Origin of the sequence: Halomonas sp. CKK8, from assembly GCF_029625235.1 — a bacterium.
Lineage (GTDB): Bacteria > Pseudomonadota > Gammaproteobacteria > Pseudomonadales > Halomonadaceae > Halomonas > Halomonas ventosae.
The window spans coordinates 2,352,001-2,366,869 of sequence record NZ_CP121193.1 but is presented as its reverse complement, the minus strand read 5'-3'; the positions used below and the strand labels follow the sequence as shown (position 1 = coordinate 2,366,869).

The following is a 14,869-nucleotide window of genomic DNA, read 5'->3' as shown; positions in this document are numbered from 1 at the left end:
CCGCTAGTCGCTTTTCCTCGGCCCTTAGCCCTGTTGTGCCCTCGGCCCTGTTTTAAGCCTCGTCCCTCGAACCTTTAACCTCGAACCTGATACCCATGAAACTCCTCATCACCGGCGGCGCGGGCTTCATCGGCTCGGCCGTGATTCGCCATATCATCGCCAACACCGCCGACAGCGTTGTCAACGTCGACAAGCTGACCTACGCCGGCAATCTGGAGTCGCTTGCACAAGTGGCGGCTAGCGACCGCTACGCCTTCGAGCAGGTCGATATCTACAATCAGGCCGAGCTCGAGCGCGTGTTCCAGGAACACCGCCCTGATGCGGTGATGCACCTGGCCGCAGAGAGCCACGTCGACCGCTCAATCGATGGGCCGGCAGAGTTCATCCAGACCAATATCGTCGGCACCTATACGTTGCTGGAAGTGGCTCGCGCCTACTGGAACGGCCTCGAGGCCGAAGGCAAGGCGGCCTTCCGCTTCCACCATATTTCCACCGACGAGGTGTACGGCGACCTGGAAGGACCGGAGGGGCTCTTCACCGAGCAGACTTCCTATGCACCAAGCTCACCGTATTCCGCCAGCAAGGCGAGCTCGGACCACCTGGTACGTGCCTGGCAGCGCACCTACGGCCTGCCCACGCTGATCACCAACTGCTCCAACAACTACGGGCCCTATCACTTCCCCGAGAAGCTGATTCCGCTCGTCATCCTCAACGCCCTGGAAGGCAAGGCACTGCCGGTCTACGGTAAGGGCGAGCAGATCCGCGATTGGCTCTATGTGGAAGATCACGCACGCGCACTCTACAAGGTGGTGACCGAGGGAAGGGTAGGGGAGACCTACAACATCGGCGGCCATAACGAGAAGCAGAATATCGAAGTAGTGCAGACTATCTGTGATCTCCTGCAGCAGTTGAAACCACCTGTGGGAGCGCAGCTTGCTGCGCGAAAAGCGGATGGCACTCCCCTAACTCACTACAGCGATCTCATCAGTTTTGTCGCCGACCGCCCCGGCCATGACCTGCGCTACGCCATCGACGCCGGCAAAATCGAACGCGAACTCGGCTGGCGCCCGGAAGAAACCTTCGAATCCGGCATTCGCAAGACGGTGCAGTGGTACCTAGACAACCTCGAATGGTGCCGCCGCGTGCAGGACGGCAGCTACCAGCGTGAACGCCTGGGCATCGCCGAAGCATAATTGAAGACTCTGCACCAAATGTGGGAGCGGAGCTCCGCTCCGCGATCCATCGCGCAGCGATGGCAAGGAATGGAACCGAACCGTTATGTCCAACACCTCACCTCGCATCCTCCTCCTCGGCAAGAACGGCCAAGTGGGCTGGGAGCTCCAGCGCGCCCTGGCGCCGCTAGGTGACGTCATCGTCCTGGATCGTCACGGCCAGAACGCCCTTACCGGTGACCTGGCCGATCTCGAAGGTCTGCGTCGCACCGTTCGCGAGCTCAAGCCACAGGTGATCGTCAACGCCGCCGCCTACACCGCTGTGGACCGCGCCGAGGAAGAGCATGAGCTGGCCACCCTGATCAACGCCGAAGCGCCCGGCTTGCTGGCAGAGGAGGCGAGGGCGCTGGGTGCGCTGCTAGTGCACTACTCCACCGACTATGTGTTCGATGGCAGCGGTAACGCACCCTGGCAGGAAGGCGACACGCCCGGCCCGGTGAACCACTACGGCGCCAGCAAGCTGGCCGGCGAGCGGCATATTCAGAGCAGCGGCTGCCGGCACCTGATCTTTCGCACCAGCTGGGTTTACGCCGCCCGCGGAGGCAACTTCCTGGCCACCATGGCACGGCTGATGCGCGAGCGTGATGCCCTACAGGTCATCGATGACCAGGTGGGCGTTCCCACCGCCGCCGAGCTGATCGCCGATGTGACGGCTCACTGCATCGTTCAGGCGCTGGGCGATGCCAATAAGGAAGGCCTCTACCATCTGGCTCCCGCCGGCAAGACGAGCTGGCACGGCTTCGCCTGCTTTATCGCTGAGTGGCTGCAAGAGCAGGGCATCGAAATCCAGGCCACGCCGGAGCGCATCGCGCCGATCCCCACCAGCGAATGGCCTACACCGGCGCAACGCCCACTCAACTCCCGGCTCGACACGGCCAAGCTCGAGCGTGCCTTCGGCTTGACGATGCCTTCCTGGCAGCAGGGAGTTGCTCGCGTACTTTTCGAAACTCAGCGGTAAGCACCGAACAGGTTTTCGTGGGAGCGCAGCTTCGCTGCGCGAACCATCGCGAAGCGATGGCTAAAAGCTGATTTAAGAAAGGATTCATATATGGCACGCAAAGGCATCATCCTCGCCGGCGGCTCTGGCACGCGCCTCTACCCCATCACCAAGGGCATCTCCAAGCAGCTGCTGCCGATCTACGACAAGCCGATGATCTATTACCCCCTCTCGGTGCTGATGCTGGCCGGCATCCAGGAGATCCTGATCATCACCACCCCGGAAGACGAGGAAGGCTTCCAGCGCTTGCTGGGTGACGGCAGCCAGTTCGGCATCTCGCTTAGCTACGCCGTGCAGCCCAGCCCCGATGGCCTGGCCCAGGCCTTTATCATCGGCGAGCAGTTCATCGGCGATGATCCGGTGTGCCTGGTGCTGGGCGACAACATCTACCATGGCCCGGGCCTCTCCAAGCTGCTGCAAACGGCCAACGCCCGCCAAAGCGGCGCCACGGTGTTCGGCTACCAGGTCACCGACCCCGAGCGCTTCGGCGTGGTGGCCTTTGACGAGAACCAGCGTGCCGTCTCCATCGAGGAGAAGCCGGAGAAGCCCAAGTCGCGCTACGCGGTCACCGGCCTCTACTTCTACGATAACGACGTGGTGGAGATCGCCAAGGCGGTCAAGCCCTCGCACCGTGATGAACTCGAGATCACCAGCGTCAACCAGGCCTACCTGGAGCGCGGCGACCTCAACGTCGAGCTTCTCGGTCGCGGCTACGCCTGGCTGGATACCGGCACCTTCGACTCCCTGCACGAGGCTTCGGGTTTCATCGAGACCCTGGAGAAGCGCCAGGGCCTCAAGGTGGCTTGCCTGGAAGAGGTGGCCTACCGCATGGGTTATATCGACCGCGAGGCGCTGCTGGCTCAGGCGGACGAGCTGAAAAAGAACAGCTACGGCGCCTATCTAAAGCAACTGGCAGAGTACGAGCACTGATATGGAAGTCATCTCCACCCGTATCCCTGACGTCAAGCTGATCAAGCCCAAGGTGTTCGGCGACGAGCGCGGCTTCTTCATGGAGACTTGGAACGCTCGCGCATTCGCCGAGGCCGGCATTGACGCCACCTTCGTGCAGGACAACCACAGCCGCTCGGTACGGCACACCCTGCGTGGGCTCCACTACCAGATCCGCCAGCCCCAGGGCAAGCTGGTACGCGTTACCCGCGGCGAAGTGTTCGACGTGGCGGTGGATCTTCGTCAGGGTTCTCCCACCTTCGGCCAGTGGGTGGGGGAGGTGCTCTCCGAGAAAAATCAGCTTCAGATGTGGGTACCGCCTGGTTTCGCTCATGGCTTTTACGTGATGAGCAACAGCGCGGACTTCCAGTACAAGTGCACGAACTTTTACGCGCCTGAGCATGAGCGCTGCATCCGCTGGGACGATGAGACCCTCGGCATCGAATGGCCTCTGCAGGGCGCAGGCCGCCCGATCGTATCAGCCAAGGACAAAGCGGGGGACGCCTTCACCCAAGCGGAGTGTTACCCGAAGCAGCGGAGCGACGCCTCATGAGCCTGGTGAAATGGATCGACTTCCAGACTCTCGGTGACGAACGCGGTAGCCTGGTTGCGCTGGAAATCGGCCAGGAGAAGGCCGTGCCCTTCGAGATCAAGCGGGTCTACTACATCTACCACACGGCACCGGATGTCAGCCGTGGGTTCCATGCCCACAAGGCCCTCAAGCAAGTCGCCATCTGCGTGGCGGGCAGCTGTCGCATGGTGCTCGATGATGGCAACACCCGCGAGGAGGCCTGGCTGGATTGCCCTACACGGGGATTGCTGATCGACCGCATGATCTGGCGGGAAATGCACGACTTCAGTGACGACTGCGTGCTGCTGGTGCTGGCCAGCGAGCACTACGATGAAGCGGATTACATCCGAGACTATGACGACTTCAAGAGGCTCAGCTGCGATGCCCATCATCCATCCGTTGGCTGATGTGCAAAGTCAATGCATCGGCCCGAAGACCCGAATCTGGCAGTTCAGCGTGATTCTGGAAGGAGCACTTATCGGTGATAACTGTAATATCTGCGCCCATACCCTTATCGAGGGCGATGTCATCATCGGAAACAACGTGACGGTAAAGTCCGGCGTGTTCTTGTGGGATGGCACGCGAATCGAGGATGGCGTCTTCATTGGCCCCAATGCCACCTTCACCAACGATCTCTTTCCCCGCTCCAAGGCCTACCCCGACACCTTCCGAGGGATCACCGTGAGGCAAGGCGCCAGCATTGGCGCCAATGCGACGCTGCTCCCCGGTATCACCATAGGCGCCAATGCCATGGTGGGTGCCGGTGCCGTTGTTACTCAAGATGTTCCCGAGTGGGCGCTTGTCGTGGGCAACCCAGCCAAAGTGATTCGGTATATTGAAATATGATCCCCTTTCTTGATCTCCAGGCCGCTTATCTGGAGCTAAAAAAACCTATCGACGATGCGGTTTCACGTGTCCTAAATAGCGGCTGGTATGTGCTCGGCCCCGAGGTCGAAGCTTTCGAGGACGAGTTTGCCGACTATTGCGGCACGACGCACTGCGTCGGTGTGGCCAATGGCCTCGATGCCCTGACGCTGGCGCTGCGTGCGCTGGAGGTGGGGCCCGGCGACGAGGTAATCGTCCCCTCGAACACCTATATCGCCACTTGGCTGGCTGTATCCGCCGTGGGCGCTACGCCCGTGCCCGTCGAGCCTGACCTCGCGACTCATAATATCGATCCTGCGAGAATCGAAGCGGCGATCACCCCGCGGACCAAGGTGCTGTTGCCGGTACACCTCTATGGCCAGCCTGCTGATCTGGACCCGATCCTCGCCAAAGCACGCCAGCATGGCTTGAAGGTGGTTGAGGATGCCGCCCAAGCCCATGGCGCTCGCTACAAGGGGCAACGTATCGGTGGGCATGGCGATATCGTCTGCTGGAGCTTCTACCCGGGAAAGAATCTGGGCGCCATGGGGGACGCCGGGGCCATTACAACCAACGACGCTAACTTGGCCGAGCGCATCGCCATGATGCGTAACTACGGCTCTCGGGCGAAGTACATTAATGAGGTCCAGGGAGTGAACTCCCGCCTCGACCCGCTTCAGGCCTCGGTGCTGCGAGTGAAGCTAAAGGTGTTGGAGGAGTGGACCGAACGCCGTCGTGCTATTGCCGCGCTTTATTCCGACAAGTTGGCTGATACAGGTCTGACGCTCCCTCAGGTGCCGAAATGGGCCGAGCCCGCCTGGCATGTCTACGTGGTGCGCAGTCCTCGTCGCGACGCGCTCCAAGCCGCACTCAAGGAGATCGGCATAGATACGCTGATTCACTATCCGATCCCGCCGCATCGGCAACAGGCCTATGCCCACCTCGGCTTGGCAGAGCACACCTTGCCGGTAGCCGAGCGGCTGTCCGGTGAGGTGCTTAGCCTGCCCATGGGGCCGCACCTGCTTGATAAGCAGGCTGCTTTGGTGGTGGACAGCATAAAGAGGAAAGTCTAATGGAAGGGCGCCTATACCTGCATATAGGTCCCCCTAAAAGCGGCACGACGTCCCTGCAGTTAGCATTTGATAAAATCAATCATCCGCAGTTTGTCTATGGCGGCGTTTACCAGCCAAGGGATCGTAATGCTGGAAGCCTAGCCAACCGACTTCACCAGGGTCTGAAGGAACAAGAAAGTAGATTGCTTCAGGGTGTTGCAGAAGAAGTTCGCAGCTTGGTTGCCCAAGGGAATCAGGTGATGATTTCCGAAGAGATGCTTCTGCTTACCCAAGGTCCAAAAAAGTGGAGAAAAAAACTCGATGATATGCGAGAGTTGTTCAATGATATACCGACTACGGTGATTATCTCTCTCCGTGATCCCCTTGAAGGTGTTCCTTCTCTTTATCAAGAGATTTTTAGTGGCCTTCCGTTACGTTATAAGATTAATTTTTCTCGGTTCTGTGAGAGTGATATTGCCAGCTGCTACGATTTTGACTGTGTCCAGAAAGAGCTTTCTGTCATCGGTTATGACGATATTCGTTTCCTTAGCTTCGATGGCATCCGAAAAGGCAATATATCCAGCGCGGATCTTCTGGGTGAAAATGATATTCTGAAAATATCACAAATCCCAATCGGCCATGCTAATGCGGGCGACAAAAAAGCAAATGCGAATCAGCGGAAAGTGGCTGGTGTTACATTAAAAAACTTGGGACAGCTACCACCTGTTCGTTGGGCAATCGAGCGTTTTGGCCTTCGCTCTGCACCGTGGTACCGCCACTTCGTAAACCGACTTGATGTGGTCTCGTTACGCCGTGCGGGGTACCGCAACTTGACTGTGCCCGCTGACAGTGCTGAGCGCTTCTCGGCAGGCTACCGTGATGCGATGGCAGAAATTACTGAAAAGCGTATCAGCTTAAATCCAACCACCGACATTGCGCAGTCGGAAGGCCACTGACGATGGCAGCACGCGGTCTCATTCGTTCGATGGTGATCATCGGTAGCGCCCAGGCAGTCAATATCCTCCTGTCCATTCTTCGCATGAAGGTGCTGGCGGTACTGCTTGGGCCAAGCGGTGTGGGCCTGCTCAGTATCTATAACAATCTGCAGGGAATGATGAGCAATGCTGCTGGTCTTGGCATGAAGTCCAGTGGTGTGCGCCAGATCGCCAGCGCGAAAGGCCAGGAACAGGCTCTAAGCCGCGTGAGGCGTGTGCTGTTGGCTGCGCACCTGGTCCAAGGCGTGTTGGCGATGCTGGGTATCTGGCTATTGCGTGAGCAAATCTCGGTGTGGCTGCTGGGAGACGCTGGCTACGCCCTAGAAATCGCACTGCTGGGTATCGCAATTCTACTGACGCTGATGAGGGGCGCACAGACGGCTCTGCTCCAAGGGCTGAGACGAATAGGGGATCTCGGCCGGGTAACCGTGTTGGGTGCCCTGGGCGGCACGGTGGTCGGGATAGTGGCGGTCTGGATCTATGGTGAAGCAGGGCTGGTCTGGTTCGTGCTGGCCCAGCCGCTGATGGGGTTGACGGCGGCGCTGTATTTCACTCGACGCTTGCCCAAACCGACCGCTCCACGCCCGAGCATGTTCGAAGTCTGGGAGATCTGGAAACCCATGGCGAGGCTCGGCCTGGCCTTCATGCTGGGTGGGCTGGCGACAGCCGCCACACTTCTTCTGGTGCGCGGGCGCATAACCCAAGAGCTTGGCCTTGACGCCGCAGGTCAGTTTGCCGCTTCCTGGGGCATCACCATGACCTATGTCGGCTTCCTGCTCGGCGCAATGGGGGCCGACTACTACCCGCGCCTCACCGAGGTGATCCACGATCGCCAGGCGGCCCACCGCCTGATGAACGATCAGGCGCAGTTGGGGCTGGCCATTGGTGGCCCGGTCCTGCTGCTGCTGATCGGTTGTGCGCCTTGGGTGATCACATTGCTCTATTCGTCTGAATTTGCAGTTGCTGCCACACTGCTGCAATGGCAGACGGTGGGGAATGTCTTCAAGCTCGCGAGCTGGCCTTTGGGTTTTTCGCTTGCAGCCGCCGCTCGTGGCAACACGTTCCTTGTGGTCCAATTAAATTTTAATATTCTTTTCTTGGCCATGCTTTGGCCAACGCTTTCATATTACGGAATCATGGCGGCCGGACCGTCCTTCATGGTCGCTTATATGCTGCATTTTGCTTTGTTGAATGTTCTCGTGTATCGCATTCATGCTTTCCGCTGGCAGCGCCTTTCGCTCGGTTTGTTGTCGCTTCATGGTGGTCTCGCGCTTGGCCTTCTGGCGCTCGCGCTTCTCGCCCCCACGCTGGCGATGTGCGTATCACCGGTCATTGCCGCCGTGACGGGCCTCGTCGGCCTACGCATCGTGCTGAGCAAGATCGGGCCAGAAGGACGGCTGGCAGAAAAGTGTTATCAGGCCTATGCCCGGCTCGGCTGGCCCATCAGGAGTGAAAGATAGTGGAAGAGACCGCCCAAGAACGTCCGCTGGTGACGTTTGCGCTGTTTGCCTATAATCAGGAAGAATACATCCGCGAAGCCATTGAAGGTGCGTTTTCCCAGACCTATGAGCCGCTGGAGATCATCTTGTCTGATGACTGCTCCACTGATCGGACGTACGAAATCATGCAGGAGATGGCAGCAAATTACGTTGGGCCGCACAAGTTGCGAGTTCGGCGTAATGACATCAATCAGGGTCTTGCGAATCACATCAATGTATTGCTTGAAAATGCTTCAGGGGAATATATCTCGTGGATAGGTGGAGATGACGTTGCTCTTCAAAACAAAGTTGAAGAGTTAATAAGGCCGATTTTGTATGACGAAGAGGTAGTCGGCGTTCATTCACCATTCATAGAAATTAATGAGGTTGGTGAATTTATTAAAGTTAAGGTAAGTAGAAAGGAAAAAGAAAATATTTCACTAAATAAAGTTATATCTGAATGTGCTTCTGTTATTAGTCAATCTCATCTCTTCAAATGCTCAGTATTCCACCAGTTCGGCCCGTTCTTAAGTGATCTTAAAAATGAAGGACCAGCAATATCATTTCGGGAGCTATACTACGGAAAGATTGCGTACGTTTCTATCCCGCTTACCAAATATAGGATTGGAAGTGGCATATCAACATATCGGGGAACGGATATTCGAGTCCTGCAGTCGATAGAGCCTATCAAAGTGGCCGAATGGAGGCTAAGTGCCTATCGTCAAATATTGTCTGATCTTCGGCACACTAATCTTTACGATATTTATGGTTGTAAAGTTTCTAAAAAAATTATATTTTACCAAAATCTAATTAACATTAATTCAAAGAAAAAAATAGTTAGGTCGCTCATAGAAAATACGGCTCTCAATCCAAAGGATTTTTCAACTCTTCGTGCTGTTATCAGGATTTTGTCGCCTCAGGCTTTTTATAAATTATTAAAAACGTAGCAAGCTGTTTAAAAGGAAGGGTCAAAAAATGAAGCCATCCAAAAAAATTGGCGCTATGAACAGAATTATTGAAGATTTGAAGATACGGTGGCTAAATTCTAACTCGATTCCTGTAGTGTATTTCACAGATGTGAAAAATGTTGGGGACCTGCTGAACGAGTATCTTCTCCCGAAGATATCTGGTAAAAATATAGTAAAAGTTAAAACTACGATGCTGCCTCACCTAAGAGCAGTAGGAAGTGTAATTGGTTCATCAAGTCCGCATAGTCATGTTTGGGGAAGTGGTTCTATTGATGGAAAAACCCCCTCTCGTAAGCTAGATAAAAAAAAGATATATGCGCTTCGTGGCAAAAAAACCCGCGAACTTATTAGCCGTTCTTTTAATTTTGAGCTGGGTCAAGTTCCTCTTGGCGATCCCGCAATTCTCATGCCAATGTTTTATTATCCGCGCATCTCTCCAAGTGATAACATAGGCATAGTCCCCCATTTTTCTGACGAAAAAATATTGGAGCATTATTTTAATAATAAAAAAATTGCTAATGTTAAAATTATAAGAGTCGGTCAACACCCAGAGAAGTTCGTATCCGATATTCTTTCATGCAAATATATTTTATCTTCTTCTTTGCATGGCCTTATTTTGGCTGATACTTACGGAATACCCAACCGGTGGATACGTTTATCTGATAAGCTTTTGGGAGGGAGTTATAAGTTCATTGACTATTACACAACAACAGATGCCTTAGTGGATGACCCTATGCCAATGCTGGAAGGTGGTATTTTTTTTCAAATGATTGATAGGCCAGACTATTTCTGCCGAGTTAATCACTATCTATATGACCCGGCTGATCTTTTAGAGAGCTTTCCTGAGAAATACATGGATTTTCGTGATGTCTAAAGAGATTTTTAATCGGCCTTGGCCAGAAGAATTCGAGCCAGCGCTGGAAATTCATTCTAATGTTTCGGCGACGTCACTTGGGGCAGTTTTTAGTGGGTTATACCCTCTACATAAAACAATTTATGCGTACCCTTATTCTAGAATTAAGGGATTGGTTATAGCCTATGCTAGTCGTATGAAAAGTCGGCCTGAAAAACTTAGCATGGGTCGCATGCCGGCGTTTGTACATTCCCAATGGAGTAGAGGTTATTTTCATTGGGTTACAGAGTCTCTTCCGAGAGCAATAGCTGTAAGGGATCAATTTCCAGACGCATTGGTTTTATTGCCTAGTTCTTATAATTCATTTCACCCTGAGTCTTTGAAAGCACTCGGGGTTAATTTTGATTATTTCCCATCTCACAATGTAAAATCTAGTAGTGCACTTATAACGACTTGTCCTGCGCACTATGGTACAACAAGTTCAAATATTTTAGGTCGCGTTCGACAGGAGGTTAGAGGGGAAGCGAAACCTAATTTAAATTATGGCGAGCGGGTATATATATCCCGAAAAAAGTCACGTGGCAGGTGCGTCATCAATGAAGAGCAGGTTGTTCAATCTCTTCGGGATCTTGGTTTTGTAGAGTTAGTGCCAGAAGATTTTACCTTTCATGAACAGGTGGAAATCTTCCGTAACGTAAGGTTTTTGGTTAGCATACATGGTGCCGGGTTGACGAATATGGTCTTTATGAATCCAGGGGCATTGATTTTAGAGCTCCTTCCTTTTAGGAACGGTTTTTTCGACCTACGACCTAACTCTCTTTCATTTAAACATGACAATTGCTACCTTCAGTTATCCCATAAAATGGGACATAGGTACTCTTTTATTCAGTGTAAACATGATAAATTGAAAAACGGAAAGACTAATTTGGCTAATATTGTTGTAGACTGTGGGGTTTTGCATAAAAAAATTGAGAATTTGCTAATCTAGGATGGAGATGAGTAAATTGATTTCTGTTCTTCTTCCAGATCTTCGGGGAGGAGGGGTTGAACGTATACGTATTGTTTTAGCTCATGAATTTTCGAGGGTTGGCCATGATGTAGAATTCGTGTTGATGAAGGCCCGTGGCGAGTTGCTTCATGAAGCGAAAGCCTCTTTCCCTGTCATTGATCTTGCCACCCATCGCGCACGCGGTATGCCTCTCGCCCTTGCACGCTATCTTCGGCACCGACGTCCAGATACGTTACTTGCTGCAATGTGGCCGTTGTCCGTGATCGCCCCGGTCGCCACGCGGCTTTCAGGCCACCGCTGTGAAGTGGTGGTGTCGGAACACAACACGCTATCGGTGCAATATCGCGATTGGGGTCGCTTGCATCGCGGACTTATGCGGGCAAGCATGGCGCTTGGCTATCGTTTGGCTGATCACCGGTTGGGTGTGTCCACCGGCGTGGTTGAGGATATCGCCAGAATGTCCGGCCTAGGATCCGACGCCTTCGATATGGTCCATAACCCCGTGCCGCCGCGCTCCGCGCCTGCCCCCGAGGCGATCGAAGCGGCCGAGGCGCTGTGGGATGGTCCGTCTGGCGCGCGCGTCGTGACTGTTGGAAGCATGAAGGCGCAGAAAAATCACTCCCTTTTGCTGAGGGCATTCGCTCGGCTGGACCGCCCGGATGCGCGGCTGATGTTCGTGGGCGATGGTAAGGGCCGCGATGAACTTGCGTCTCTTGCACGCGAGTTGGGCGTCGCCGATCGGGTGATCTTGGCCGGGTTCCACCCCGACCCGAAACCCTTCTACCAGACGGCTGACCTCTTCGCTCTGTCCTCGAATTACGAGGGGTTCGGCAACGTCATCGTCGAGGCGATGGCGTGTGGCACGCCCGTGGTTTCGACGGATTGCCCATCAGGGCCAGGCGAGATTCTGGACGGTGGCAAATTTGGGCGCCTGGTGCCGGTTGGGGATGTCGAGGCTATGGGGAGCGCCATAGCGGCAACCCTCGATGAGCCGGCACCCTCAGAGCAACTCAAAGTTCGCGCCGCGGACTTTCATCCCGCCAAGGCCGCGAAAGCCTATCTCGATTTGTTGGGAGTCTGATGAGCAACACACTATACCTGACCCGCAATGGACTGCTGGAGCCTCTCGGGCAAAGTCAGGTCTTCGCCTACCTCCGTGGTCTCTCTCGTGAGCATACGATCACCCTCATCACCTATGAAAAACCCGAGGATTGGGCCGACAGCACTCGTATGGCGCGCGCCCGTGCCGACTGCGAGGCGCATGGCATCCGCTGGCTGCCACAGCGCTTTCGCCACACCCCGCGCATCATTTCCCCTGCGCTGAATATGCTGCGAATGGCTTGGCTGAGTTGGCGGGAGGTGCGTAATGGGCGCGCTGAATTGATCCATGCGCGCTCCTACATTCCGGCGGCGGTGGCGCTCGCGGTGCACCGGTTGACGGGGGTGCTGTTTATCTTCGATATGCGCGCCCTGTGGCCGGAGGAACTTATCACGGCGGGGCGGCTGCGGCGTGGCTCTCTACTGCATAAAGCCATCGCTTGGGTTGAGCGTGCCTGCCTGGCGCGGGGTGCCGCGGTCGTATCGCTGACCCATGCGGCGGTCGAGCATCTGCACCGCACCTACCCGCAGGAGCTTAACGGCCAGCGTATCGCGGTGATTCCTACCTGCGCCGATCTCGTGCGTTTCACTCCGGCGGCCAAACGCCACGAGGGCCTGCTGGTACATGGCTGTATCGGCACGGTGCTGTCTGGGTGGTTTCGCACCGATTGGCTGGCCAGCTGGCTTGCCGTCGCCGCCAAGCGCGATGCCCAGGCTCGGTTCGAGATCGTCACCCGCGACGATGCCAAGCAGGTTCGCCAGTCCCTCGATCCCGAACGCCAGCTTGGCGAGCGGCTAACCATCGGCCCGCGGGCACCGGAAGCGATGCCCGAGGCGGTGAGGGGGCATGACCACTCGATCATGTTCTACGCCGGCGGTGAAGTCTCTGAGCTTGGCCGTTCACCTACGCGCATGGCAGAGGTGCTGGGCTGCGGCCTGCCGGTAGTTGCCAATGCGGGCGTCGGGGACGTGGCGGCCATCATCCGCGAGTGGCGCGTCGGGGTGCTGGTTGAAGGGTCTGAGCCGTCGCAGATAAACGCGGCACTCGAAGCCCTGGATGAGCTGAGCCAAGATCCTGGGCTGCCAACACGCTGCCGCAGGGCGGCAGAGGCGATCTTTTCGCTTGACGCCGGCACCGAGGCCTACCGGGCACTGTACGCGGAGGTGCTGGAAGAGGGCCGCGCCGAGTCCGTTTTGTCTGCCTGAATTGTCCTTTGGTCGAACCCTTTATTACTGGATGGCTACTTGAACGTCGCGCTTCTTTCTAAATACTCCCGCCTGGGTGCCAGCAGCCGGCTGCGTTTACTGCAATACCTGCCTTCTTTGGAGCACAATGGTATTGAGGTCACCTCGCATGCCCTGTTTGATGATGATTATCTAAAGCGCCTATATGACGGGGAAGGGCGTTCATTGGCATCAGTGGCGCGTCGTTATACGCAACGCGCCAGCCGAATGCGCGGGCTCAAGCAGGTCGATCTAATCTGGTTGCAGTACGAGGCACTGCCCTATATGCCCTACTGGCTGGAGCAGTGCCTGATGCCTCGTGGAGTGCCTTATGTCGTGGATTACGACGATGCGATGTTTCATCATTACGACCTTTCCTCACGGCGGCTTGTCAGGGGGTTATTGGGTAGCAAGATTGATAAGGTGATGGCCAATGCTGCGGCGGTGATCTGTGGTAACGGTTATCTGGCCGAGCGCGCCCGGCAGGCGGGTGCCGAGCGCATCGAACGGGTACCCACGGTAGTGGATGCCACGCGCTATTCACCCCTTGAGGTTGCCCCCTCATCGGAAGTAGATTCACCGGTGATTGGCTGGATGGGTTCCCCCACAACCCAAGTATATGTGCTGGACCTCAAGCCGGTGCTGGAAGCCCTCCACCGTGAAAAGGGTGCGCGCCTGGTGCTGGTGGGGGCACAGCCGGACCTAGCCGAGCAATTCGACGACATGCCCGTGGAGGTACTGCCTTGGTCCGAGGAGAGCGAGGCGGATGCTATCGCTCGCTTCGATATCGGGATCATGCCGCTGCAAGATGGACCTTGGGAACGGGGCAAGTGCGGCTACAAGCTGATCCAGTACATGGCCGCCGGCAAGCCGGTGGTGGCATCGTCGGTAGGCATGAATATTGAGATCGTCGAAGGCTGGCAGTGCGGCAGGCTCGCGGCCGACCAGGCGCAGTGGTATCAAGCCCTGAGTGAGCTGCTGACCGACCGCGTTGAACGCTACGCATTGGGGATGAAGGGCCGCCAAGCCGTGGAAGAGCACTACTCGCTACAGGCCCAGGCACCACGACTGGCCGATATTCTTCGCAGCTCCGCCAGAGAAGCGTAATTATGAGCTATTCGGGGATGGCGGCGGCGAACTGTTCGGCGGCGTGGCCTCGATGAGCCGCCCGCTCGCTTCGCTGCTGGATAGCGCGGGGCAGGGCAAGTGGGTGCTGCGCCAGCTACTCTATCGCCATGTGCCCCGCGAGCTGATCGAGCGGCCCAAGATGGTGCTTTGCCATCCCAATGGATGCCTGGCTGCGCGACTGGGCCGAGGATCTGTTATCTTCTGCGAGCCTTGCCGAGCTGCCGATGCTGAATGCTCGCCAGGTGCAGAAGCTGTGGCAGGCCCACCTCAAGGGCCAGGGCCACCATGCCCAGCAGCTGTGGGCGTTATTGCAACTGCTCGCCTGGCAGTGGCGCTGGCGGCCCGGCCTGCCTTGAATCTCGTTTCTGAAGCGCCGCACCTGCGGCGCTTTGCCTTCATGTGAGCCTATGTTGCCTTACTGGATACTCTTTCTGATTCCCGCCGCGGGAGTG

15 protein-coding genes and 1 pseudogene are annotated in these 14,869 nt (G+C 56.1%); all 16 read left to right on the top strand.

The features are described from left to right. The first annotated feature begins 95 nt into the window (after positions 1 to 95). Positions 96 to 1,193: a dTDP-glucose 4,6-dehydratase gene (gene rfbB, locus P8934_RS11310; RefSeq protein WP_278031123.1), complete on the top strand. Its 1,098-nt coding sequence runs from the start codon at positions 96 to 98 to the stop codon at positions 1,191 to 1,193. A gap of 70 nt (positions 1,194 to 1,263) precedes the next feature. Continuing rightward, a pseudogene (rfbD, locus tag P8934_RS11305) lies at positions 1,264 to 2,190 on the top strand (dTDP-4-dehydrorhamnose reductase); the annotation flags it as partial. A 90-nt stretch (positions 2,191 to 2,280) separates the two neighbouring features. Further along, positions 2,281 to 3,159: a glucose-1-phosphate thymidylyltransferase RfbA gene (gene rfbA / locus P8934_RS11300; RefSeq protein ID WP_278031122.1), complete on the top strand. Its 879-nt coding sequence runs from the start codon at positions 2,281 to 2,283 to the stop codon at positions 3,157 to 3,159. A gap of 1 nt (position 3,160) precedes the next feature. Next, entirely contained in the window at positions 3,161 to 3,730 is a 570-nt protein-coding gene (gene rfbC / locus P8934_RS11295; protein ID WP_278031121.1) for a dTDP-4-dehydrorhamnose 3,5-epimerase, read from the top strand. Next, positions 3,727 to 4,155 (top strand): FdtA/QdtA family cupin domain-containing protein, encoded by a 429-nt coding sequence (locus tag P8934_RS11290; RefSeq protein WP_278031120.1) that lies wholly within the window; start codon positions 3,727 to 3,729, stop codon positions 4,153 to 4,155. The genes rfbC and P8934_RS11290 overlap by 4 nt, the downstream gene beginning before the upstream one ends. Further along, positions 4,130 to 4,594, top strand: a complete 465-nt coding sequence (locus tag P8934_RS11285) for an acyltransferase (protein ID WP_278031119.1) — start codon at positions 4,130 to 4,132, stop codon at positions 4,592 to 4,594. The genes P8934_RS11290 and P8934_RS11285 overlap by 26 nt, the downstream gene beginning before the upstream one ends. Then, positions 4,591 to 5,685 (top strand): DegT/DnrJ/EryC1/StrS family aminotransferase, encoded by a 1,095-nt coding sequence (locus P8934_RS11280; protein WP_278031118.1) that lies wholly within the window; start codon positions 4,591 to 4,593, stop codon positions 5,683 to 5,685. The genes P8934_RS11285 and P8934_RS11280 overlap by 4 nt, the downstream gene beginning before the upstream one ends. After that, positions 5,685 to 6,620, top strand: coding sequence for a hypothetical protein (locus tag P8934_RS11275; RefSeq protein ID WP_278031117.1), 936 nt, complete (start codon positions 5,685 to 5,687; stop codon positions 6,618 to 6,620). The genes P8934_RS11280 and P8934_RS11275 overlap by 1 nt, the downstream gene beginning before the upstream one ends. A gap of 2 nt (positions 6,621 to 6,622) precedes the next feature. Then, positions 6,623 to 8,119 carry an O-antigen translocase gene (locus P8934_RS11270; RefSeq protein WP_278031116.1) on the top strand — a complete coding sequence of 499 codons (1,497 nt, stop codon included), beginning with the start codon at positions 6,623 to 6,625 and terminating at the stop codon, positions 8,117 to 8,119. Beyond that, positions 8,119 to 9,084 carry a glycosyltransferase family 2 protein gene (locus P8934_RS11265; RefSeq protein ID WP_278031115.1) on the top strand — a complete coding sequence of 322 codons (966 nt, stop codon included), beginning with the start codon at positions 8,119 to 8,121 and terminating at the stop codon, positions 9,082 to 9,084. The genes P8934_RS11270 and P8934_RS11265 overlap by 1 nt, the downstream gene beginning before the upstream one ends. 28 nt (positions 9,085 to 9,112) lie before the next feature. Then, positions 9,113 to 9,979 (top strand): polysaccharide pyruvyl transferase family protein, encoded by an 867-nt coding sequence (locus P8934_RS11260; protein ID WP_278031114.1) that lies wholly within the window; start codon positions 9,113 to 9,115, stop codon positions 9,977 to 9,979. Then, the gene (locus tag P8934_RS11255; protein ID WP_278031113.1) at positions 9,972 to 10,946 is read left to right on the top strand and encodes a glycosyltransferase family 61 protein; all 975 of its coding nucleotides are present in this window, start codon (positions 9,972 to 9,974) and stop codon (positions 10,944 to 10,946) included. The genes P8934_RS11260 and P8934_RS11255 overlap by 8 nt, the downstream gene beginning before the upstream one ends. A 7-nt stretch (positions 10,947 to 10,953) precedes the next feature. Next, positions 10,954 to 12,048 carry a glycosyltransferase gene (locus tag P8934_RS11250; RefSeq protein ID WP_278031112.1) on the top strand — a complete coding sequence of 365 codons (1,095 nt, stop codon included), beginning with the start codon at positions 10,954 to 10,956 and terminating at the stop codon, positions 12,046 to 12,048. Next, the gene (locus tag P8934_RS11245; RefSeq protein WP_278031111.1) at positions 12,048 to 13,271 is read left to right on the top strand and encodes a glycosyltransferase; all 1,224 of its coding nucleotides are present in this window, start codon (positions 12,048 to 12,050) and stop codon (positions 13,269 to 13,271) included. Before P8934_RS11250 ends, P8934_RS11245 begins: the two co-directional genes overlap by 1 nt. Positions 13,272 to 13,310: 39 nt before the next feature. Next, positions 13,311 to 14,396, top strand: coding sequence for a glycosyltransferase family 4 protein (locus P8934_RS11240; protein WP_278031110.1), 1,086 nt, complete (start codon positions 13,311 to 13,313; stop codon positions 14,394 to 14,396). A gap of 179 nt (positions 14,397 to 14,575) precedes the next feature. Then, positions 14,576 to 14,773 (top strand): asparagine synthase-related protein, encoded by a 198-nt coding sequence (locus tag P8934_RS11235; RefSeq protein ID WP_278031109.1) that lies wholly within the window; start codon positions 14,576 to 14,578, stop codon positions 14,771 to 14,773. Positions 14,774 to 14,869: the final 96 nt, after the last annotated feature.

Coding starts and splice junctions, on each gene's coding strand:
- P8934_RS11290 (WP_278031120.1), top strand. CDS start 3,727: ATGAGCCTGGTGAAATGGATCGACTTCCAGACTCTCGGTGACGAACGC.
- P8934_RS11235 (WP_278031109.1), top strand. CDS start 14,576: ATGGATGCCTGGCTGCGCGACTGGGCCGAGGATCTGTTATCTTCTGCG.
- P8934_RS11270 (WP_278031116.1), top strand. CDS start 6,623: ATGGCAGCACGCGGTCTCATTCGTTCGATGGTGATCATCGGTAGCGCC.
- rfbB (WP_278031123.1), top strand. CDS start 96: ATGAAACTCCTCATCACCGGCGGCGCGGGCTTCATCGGCTCGGCCGTG.
- P8934_RS11280 (WP_278031118.1), top strand. CDS start 4,591: ATGATCCCCTTTCTTGATCTCCAGGCCGCTTATCTGGAGCTAAAAAAA.
- P8934_RS11275 (WP_278031117.1), top strand. CDS start 5,685: ATGGAAGGGCGCCTATACCTGCATATAGGTCCCCCTAAAAGCGGCACG.
- rfbA (WP_278031122.1), top strand. CDS start 2,281: ATGGCACGCAAAGGCATCATCCTCGCCGGCGGCTCTGGCACGCGCCTC.
- P8934_RS11260 (WP_278031114.1), top strand. CDS start 9,113: ATGAAGCCATCCAAAAAAATTGGCGCTATGAACAGAATTATTGAAGAT.
- P8934_RS11255 (WP_278031113.1), top strand. CDS start 9,972: ATGTCTAAAGAGATTTTTAATCGGCCTTGGCCAGAAGAATTCGAGCCA.
- P8934_RS11250 (WP_278031112.1), top strand. CDS start 10,954: ATGAGTAAATTGATTTCTGTTCTTCTTCCAGATCTTCGGGGAGGAGGG.
- P8934_RS11245 (WP_278031111.1), top strand. CDS start 12,048: ATGAGCAACACACTATACCTGACCCGCAATGGACTGCTGGAGCCTCTC.
- rfbC (WP_278031121.1), top strand. CDS start 3,161: ATGGAAGTCATCTCCACCCGTATCCCTGACGTCAAGCTGATCAAGCCC.
- P8934_RS11285 (WP_278031119.1), top strand. CDS start 4,130: ATGCCCATCATCCATCCGTTGGCTGATGTGCAAAGTCAATGCATCGGC.